This is a genomic window from Mesorhizobium sp. M0185 (genome assembly GCF_040322175.1).
Lineage (GTDB): Bacteria > Pseudomonadota > Alphaproteobacteria > Rhizobiales > Rhizobiaceae > Mesorhizobium.
In genome coordinates, this window is sequence record NZ_JAMYSY010000013.1 from 136,645 (window position 1) to 143,815 (window position 7,171).

Consider the following 7,171-nt stretch of genomic DNA (forward strand, 5'->3'; position numbering starts at 1 on the left):
TGCAATGCAATATGACTGATATTGATCGTTTGTGATTGACAAGGCCGCCGCTTGCGTAGAAATTCGTACAAAAGGGACCCGCGCCGTTTGCGTGTCCCAAAGGGAGGATACCTATGCTCGACAAGCGCTCCGGCACGCGCCTCGCCAATCTTTGGGATGACGCAAAAGCGCAAGCAATGAGCGAGCCCGAACGTCTGGTCTATCGCTCGAATGTTCTTGGCTCCGACAAGCGCGTCACCAATTATGGCGGCGGCAACACCTCCTCCAAGATCTGGCAAAACGATCCGCTCACCGGCGAGAGCGTGGAAGTGCTGTGGGTCAAGGGCTCGGGCGGCGACAGCGCCTCGATCAAGCTCGACGGCTTCGCCACGCTCTACATGGACAAATTGCGCGCGCTGAAAGGTCTCTATCGCGGCCTCGAACATGAAGACGAGATGGTCGGCTATCTGCCCCATTGCACCTTCAACCTCAACCCGCGCGCGGCTTCCATCGACACGCCGCTGCATGCCTTCGTGCCGAAGCCTTATGTCGACCATATGCATCCCGATGCCATCATCGCCATTGCCGCCGCCAAGGATTCGCAGGCGCTGACCAAGGAGATCTTCGGCGACACGATCGGCTGGCTGCCATGGAAACGTCCGGGCTTCGAGTTCGGCCTGTGGCTGGAGAAATTCTGCCGCGAAAACCCCGAAGCCAAGGGTGTCGTACTGGCCAGTCATGGCCTGTTCAGCTGGGGCGACACGCCGAAGGAATGCTACGAGACGACGATCTCGGTGATCAACCAGGCGATCGACTGGTTCGAGCGCAAGAGCCAGGGCAAGCCGATTTTCGGCAGCGAAGTCGTCAAATCCCTCGATGCGCCTGCGCGTCGCGCCGTGGCCGCAAAACTGATGCCGAGGATCCGTGGCCTGATCTCGGAGAACAGCCACAAGCTCGGCCATTTCGACGATTCCCCTGCCGTGCTCGAATTCGTCAATTCCAGGGATTTGCGGCCGCTGGCGGCACTCGGCACGTCCTGCCCGGACCACTTCCTGCGCACCAAGATCCGGCCGCTGGTCATCGAGTTCGACCCCCAAAATCCCGACGTCGATGCCGTCATTGCCCGTCTTGCCGATGATGTGGCGGAGTATCGCGTCGGCTATCAGGCCTATTATGACCGCTGCAAGCACGCGGATTCGCCACCGGTGCGCGATCCGAACGCCGTCGTCTATCTGATGCCCGGCGTTGGCATGTTCACCTTCGCCGGCGACAAGGCGACGGCGCGCATATCGGGCGAATTCTACGTCAACGCCATCAACGTCATGCGCGGTGCCTCGACGGTCTCGACCTATGTCGGCCTGCCCGACCAGGAAGCCTTCGACATCGAATACTGGCTGCTCGAAGAGGCAAAGCTGCAGCGCCTGCCGAAACCAAAGGCTCTTGCCGGCCAGATTGCGCTGGTCACCGGCGGCGCCGGCGGCATCGGCCGGGCCACCGCCAACCGGCTGCTGCGCGACGGCGCGTGCGTCGTGCTGGCCGATATCGACGAAGCAGCCCTTGCCAGCGCCAATGACGAGCTTGCCAAGGCCTATGGCAAGGATTTCGTGCGGCCCGTAGTCATCAACGTCACGTCCGAGGATCAGGTGATCTCCGGCTTTGCCGAAACGGCGGTCGAATTCGGCGGCATCGATATTCTGGTCTCCAATGCCGGCCTGGCCTCCTCGGCGCCGATCGAGGACACCACGCTGACGCTGTGGAACAAGAACATGGACATCCTGTCGACCGGCTATTTCCTGGTTTCGCGGGAGGCGTTCCGGCTGTTTCGGGCGCAGAAGATCGGCGGCAACGTCGTCTTCGTCGCCTCCAAGAATGGGCTTGCCGCATCGCCAAACGCCGCCGCCTATTGCACTGCCAAGGCCGCCGAAATCCATCTGGCACGCTGCCTGGCGCTGGAAGGCGCGGAAGCGCAGATCAGGGTCAATGTCGTCAACCCCGACGCCGTGCTGCGCGGCTCGAAGATCTGGACCGGCGAATGGAAGGAACAGCGCGCCGCCGCCTACAAGATGTCGACCGACGATCTCGAGGAGCACTACCGCTCGCGTTCGATGCTGAAGCGGTCGGTGTTCCCCGAAGACATCGCCGAGGCGATCTATTTCTTCGCCTCCGATATGTCGGCCAAATCGACCGGCAACATCGTCAACGTCGACGCCGGCAACGCACAGAGCTTTACGCGATAAGCAGTCGTTTGAGGGTTGGCGCCGACGCCGGAGCTTTACCCTTCTCCCCGTCACCATACGGGGAGAAGGTGCCGGCAGGCGGATGAGGGGCAGCGCCAACCGAACGCATTTGGGAGGAAACTTTAGTGTCCGAAACCATCATCTCCGCCGATGTTGTCGAGAAAGACAATGCCGCGCGCAACGCCAATCTCAAGCGCGACTACGAGTCCCTCGGCGAGCGCCTCGACCGCCGCGGCATCGCCATCGACGCCATCCGCGACAAGGTCGAGAAATTCGCCGTCGCCATCCCGTCCTGGGGCGTCGGCACCGGCGGCACCCGCTTTGCCCGCTTTCCCGGCGCCGGAGAGCCGCGTGACATTTTCGACAAGATCGAGGACTGCGCCGTCATCCGGCAATTGACGCAGGCGACGCCGACCGTCTCGCTGCATATTCCCTGGGACAAGGCCGATCCGAACCGGCTGAAGCAGGCGGCATCCCGCTTCGGCCTCGGCTTCGACGCCATCAACTCCAACACCTTCTCCGACGCCAGGGACCAAAAACTTTCCTATAAATTCGGCTCGCTGTCGCATGCCGATGCAGCAACACGCCGGCAGGCTGTCGAGCACAATCTCGAGTGCATCGAGATCGGCAGGACGCTGGGCTCCAAGGCGCTGACGGTGTGGATCGGCGACGGCTCGAACTTTCCCGGCCAGGTCAATTTCGCCAAGGCATTCGAGCGCTATCTCGACGCGATGAAGGAGATCTATGCCGGACTGCCGGACGGCTGGAAACTGTTCACCGAGCACAAGATGTACGAGCCGGCCTTCTATTCGACCGTCGTGCAGGATTGGGGCACCAATTACATCATCGCCAAAGAGCTTGGCGACAAGGCGTTCTGTCTGGTCGACCTCGGCCATCACGCCCCCAACGTCAACATCGAGATGATCGTGTCGCGACTGATCCAGTTCAAGAAACTTGGCGGCTTCCATTTCAACGATTCGAAATATGGCGACGACGATCTCGACGCCGGCTCGATCGATCCCTACCGGCTGTTCCTCGTCTTCAATGAACTGGTCGATGCCGAGCTTGCCGGTGCCGAAGGTTTCGATCCGGCCCACATGCTCGACCAGAGCCATAACGTCACCGATCCGATAGAAAGCCTGATGTTGTCGGCGGTCGAGGTGCAGCGCGCCTATGCCCAGGCGCTGCTGGTCGACCGCAAGGCGCTCGAAGGCTTCCAGGACGCCAATGACGCGCTGATGGCGACGCAAACGCTGAAGACAGCCTATCGCACCGACGTCGAGCCGATCCTTGCCATGGCGCGGCTGAAGACCGGCGGCGCCATCGATCCGGTCGCCGCCTACCGCGCCGCGGGCTACCGGGCGAAGGTTGCAGCGGAACGGCCGGCCGTGGCGAGCGTCGGCGGCGGGATTGTTTGATGTTGGTGAAAATGAAAACCCGCCACGAAGGGCGGGTCGTTGGAGCCAATTAGCACCATACCGAAATTAGTAGCATAGCTGCCGGCACAAAGCAAGAACAAAATTGCTGTAACGTGAAAATTCTGAGAGCCGCGATGAAGCGTGGCCTTGTTTCCAACGCTGCGGCGCTCAGAAGTAACGGCATGGATCCTAGGGTCTCCGCGACGTCGCTTCGCTCCTGCTCCGCCCTAGGATGACGAAGGCGTGAGGGCCTACAGCTAATCGCAGATGTTGGGGATTGGCGGCTGATGGCAATGGCAAACGTTGCAGGCTGGCGGCTGCTGGCAAATCGCAAACTTTCGGGATTAGCCGATCTCTCCCTCCCTTCGTCATCCTAGGGCGGAGCAGGAGCGCAGCGACGTAGCGGAGACCCTAGGATCCATGCCGTTGCAGTCGCCGAAGATTGCAACGGCGGTTGCGAGGCGAACCGGCACAGGCGTGCGAACCCTCCCGATTCTTTCGATCTTCGCAGTAGACTCAACCGCTCCAAGCGCGTTTCCTAGGCACACCCCCACGCCTCGGAGAACGGCCATGCACAACACCCGCCGAACCCTAATCGCCGTCAGCCTTTCCCTCACCCTGACCTTCGTACCCTTCCTCGCCTATGCCGCCTCGCCGCAGCCGGCGAAGGGCGAGCACGGCATGGTGGTGACCGCCCAGCATCTTGCGTCTGAGGTCGGCGTCGAGGTGCTGAAGCAGGGCGGCAACGCGGTCGATGCCGCGGTCGGGGTCGGCTATGCGCTGGCCGTGGTCTATCCGACCGCCGGCAATATCGGCGGTGGCGGCTTCATGACCATCCGCTTCAAGGACGGCCGCTCGACCTTCCTCGATTTTCGCGAGCGCGCGCCGCTGGCCGCGACCAAAACCATGTATCTCGACAAGGACGGCAAGCCGGTAAAAGGCGCCAGTCTCGACGGCTATCTGGCGGTCGGCGTGCCGGGCTCGGTCGCTGGTTTCGAGATGGCGCGGGAGAAATACGGCACGCTGTCGCGGCAGGACTTGCTGGCTCCGGCCATCCGCTTTGCCAAGGAAGGCTTCGTGCTGGAGCAGGGCGATGCGGCCTCGCTCCAGGGCGGCGCGGAGCGGTTGGCAAGGGACCCAGCGGCGGCGGCCATTTTCCTCAAGCCGGACGGCAAGCCCTATGCTGTCGGCGAGCGTCTTGTTCAGCCCGACCTCGCGGCTTCGCTGGCCGCCATTTCCGAACGCGGGGCGGATGCCTTCTACAAAGGCGCGACCGCCGACGCCATCGTCAAGGCGAGTGGCGAGAAGGGCGGCATTCTGGCCAGGGCTGATTTCGAAAACTATGCGGTGCGCGAGCTCAAGCCGGCAACCTGCAATTATCGCGGCTACGAGATCATTTCCTCGCCGCCGCCGAGCTCCGGCGGCGTCATCATCTGCGAGATCCTCAACGTGCTTGAGTTCTATCCGTTGTCCTATCTCGGCGCCGGTTCGGCCGAGACGGTTCACGTCATGGTCGAGGCGATGCGCCACGCCTATGTCGACCGCAATTCGGCGCTCGGCGATCCCGGCTTCATCGACAATCCGGTCGCAAAACTGCTCGACAAGAATTACGCCAGGGAAATTCGTGAAAAGATCGATCCGTTCCGGGCCGGCGTCTCGCAGGAATTGATGCCGAAGGGTTTTGGCGAGAGCAAAGAGACGGCGCATTTTTCGATCATCGACAATGATGGCAATGCCGTCGCGGTAACCTACACGCTGAACGGCTCTTTCGGCGCCGGCGTTGTCGCCGCCGGCACCGGCATCCTGCTCAACAACGAGATGGACGATTTCACCCAGAAGCCCGGCGTGCCCAATCTCTATGGCCTGGTCCAGGGCGAGGCGAATGCGATCGCGCCGAAAAAGACGCCGCTGTCGTCGATGAGCCCGACCATCCTCGCCAAAGACGGCAAGCCGTTCATGGTCATCGGCAGCCCCGGCGGTTCACGGATCATCACCATCACGCTGGAGGCGATCGTCAACGTCGTCGACCACGGTATGAACATCCAGGAGGCCATCGACGCACCGCGCATCCATCACCAATGGTTGCCCGACACGGTCTATATCGAACCTTTCGGCCTGTCGCCCGATACCGAAAAGCTGCTTACCGGCATGGGCTACCGCCTCGATCTTGCCGACACGACCTGGGGCCAGGCGGCCGGCATCCTGGTCGGCGGCAAGAGCCTGGCGGAAATCGAGAAGGGTGGCGGCGCCCGCTACAATGGCGCCATCGACAGCCGCGCCGCAGCCGGCAAGGCTATCGGGTATTAACCCCAAAAAGTGGGAACCGGTTTTCGGATAAGATCATGGTCAACAAGAAGATTGCGCCTTGCTTCAGGTGACCAGCGCGATCGTCGACGCAATCAGCATCAGCGCCGCGATGCCGACGAACAGCGCGTAGATGCGCGGCCGGTCGAGCAGAAGCGCATTGCCGGATATCCATGCTGCAGTGGCGCCACCAAGCGCGAAAAAGAAGGTGCTGCGGCGCCCGAAGCTCAAGCCGGCAGCCATCAGGCCACCGATGATCAGGGCGCCGAACACGATGATCACGGCGACTGCGTATTTTTCGAAATCGTTGCTGCCGGCGCTCGGGCCGATTGCGTTCAACCTCGACAGATCGTCCGGATCGAACGGGCTGGTCGACCCATATTCGTCTTGACCGACAGGCTCATGCATTATTCGTTCTCCGCAAACCGACAGCAAATCATCAAGCCTCGCCGAGCGCAACCGCTCGCCGAATGTGATCGGCACGGTGTTCAACACTTTCTGGCGGCGGCTTGCCAGAGATTTTTGAATTCGCGCTTGGATCGCCGCCCCGCTGCGCGGCCTGGTCAAGCGCTTTGCCCGAGCTGAATCTTCATGCCGCCCTGGCCAAAGACTGCGTTGCCTGAACGGAAGCCCCAAGCACCGCGTGTGCGGAGTCGGCCTGCCTTTCATCGACATGCGCCAGCACCAGGATCACACCTGGTGCGGCGTTCGTCTGGCCTGGCTGCTTGCCGGTACCGGACGATGTCCCGAAAAGCCTGCCGGCAACGCAGCCCAAGGCTGCACCGACGAGGGCCGATGCCAGCCATCCCGCGCCGAGGGGATCGATGCCGGGGATATCGAAGGCGCCGAGGCCGGCCAACAAACCCGCCGCCGCGCCAAGGGCGGCACCGGTGCCTGGACCGCGCAAGACGGCGCCGATTTCGTCATCGTAGGGTCCGATGACACTGATTTCGTGGCGGGCGATCCCTGCCGCCTGAAGCGCTTCGACGGCACGCGCCGCCTGGTCATGGGAATCAAAAAGTCTGCTGATTGTTCGCATTGGAATTGCCTGTGAGGCCCCCCGGCCCTCGACGGTACGGCGGGTTCCTGCTGAGCGACGACGCCGAGGAACCGCCTAACGCATACGTCGCCCGCCCCTCATTTCCCAGCGGCCGGCGACGGCTGCCCCAACATTAACGTAAAAAGATGATATTTACGATATTTAGCGTGCCTGGGTAGACCACGAACTGTCTA

5 protein-coding genes are annotated in these 7,171 nt (G+C 62.1%); 3 read left to right on the forward strand and 2 right to left on the reverse strand.

Translation table 11 applies throughout. The features are described from left to right. Positions 1 to 113 precede the first annotated feature (113 nt). The 3 genes from NKJ20_RS13400 to ggt all read left to right on the forward strand — a co-directional run bounded on the left by NKJ20_RS13400 (position 114) and on the right by ggt (position 5,941). Complete coding sequence (locus NKJ20_RS13400; RefSeq protein ID WP_352744514.1) at positions 114 to 2,216, forward strand: bifunctional rhamnulose-1-phosphate aldolase/short-chain dehydrogenase; 2,103 nt, start codon at positions 114 to 116, stop codon at positions 2,214 to 2,216. A gap of 125 nt (positions 2,217 to 2,341) precedes the next feature. After that, positions 2,342 to 3,634 (forward strand): L-rhamnose catabolism isomerase, encoded by a 1,293-nt coding sequence (rhaI, locus tag NKJ20_RS13405; protein ID WP_352744517.1) that lies wholly within the window; start codon positions 2,342 to 2,344, stop codon positions 3,632 to 3,634. A 570-nt stretch (positions 3,635 to 4,204) separates the two neighbouring features. Further along, positions 4,205 to 5,941 (forward strand): gamma-glutamyltransferase, encoded by a 1,737-nt coding sequence (ggt, locus tag NKJ20_RS13410; protein ID WP_352744520.1) that lies wholly within the window; start codon positions 4,205 to 4,207, stop codon positions 5,939 to 5,941. 63 nt (positions 5,942 to 6,004) lie between these two features. Here ggt and NKJ20_RS13415 read toward each other — a convergent pair whose 3' ends face one another. Both NKJ20_RS13415 and NKJ20_RS13420 read right to left on the reverse strand, forming a co-directional pair. Continuing rightward, positions 6,005 to 6,346 carry a hypothetical protein gene (locus tag NKJ20_RS13415; RefSeq protein WP_292663955.1) on the reverse strand — a complete coding sequence of 114 codons (342 nt, stop codon included), beginning with the start codon at positions 6,344 to 6,346 and terminating at the stop codon, positions 6,005 to 6,007. A gap of 181 nt (positions 6,347 to 6,527) precedes the next feature. Beyond that, positions 6,528 to 6,977 carry a hypothetical protein gene (locus NKJ20_RS13420; protein WP_352744523.1) on the reverse strand — a complete coding sequence of 150 codons (450 nt, stop codon included), beginning with the start codon at positions 6,975 to 6,977 and terminating at the stop codon, positions 6,528 to 6,530. Positions 6,978 to 7,171: the final 194 nt, after the last annotated feature.